The 274-nt window shown below is 65.3% G+C and carries 1 protein-coding gene; it reads right to left on the bottom strand.

What is annotated here, in order from left to right; genetic code table 11:
* Positions 1 to 225: 1-deoxy-D-xylulose-5-phosphate synthase N-terminal domain-containing protein (locus CUZ56_RS15005; protein ID WP_275427159.1), on the bottom strand; the 225-nt coding region annotated here is incomplete at its 3' end.
* Between the last annotated feature and the right edge of the window lie 49 nt (positions 226 to 274).

Genomic DNA, 274 nt, shown 5'->3' with positions numbered 1-274 from the left:
GGCCTGATGGCCGGTGTCGAAGATCAACGGGTCGGCGGGCGAATCGAAGACCCGGTGCAGTGCGAGCGTGAGTTCCACCACCCCGAGGTTCGGGCCCAGATGTCCGCCGGTGACGGCGACCTTGTGCACCAGGAACTCACGGATCTCCGCCGCCAGTTCCCGCAGTTGCGGTACCGACAGCCGACGCACGTCTTCGGGCGTATCGACCCGGGAAAGCACTCCCACCTGATTCGCTCCCTCCGGATAGCGCAGTTGATCCGACCAGTCTAGGAGC

The sequence above is a fragment of the Saezia sanguinis genome (genome assembly GCF_003991585.1).
Classification (GTDB): domain Bacteria; phylum Pseudomonadota; class Gammaproteobacteria; order Burkholderiales; family Burkholderiaceae_C; genus Saezia; species Saezia sanguinis.
Note: the sequence above shows the minus strand (reverse complement) of the source record. Positions and strands in the feature narration are given on the sequence as shown.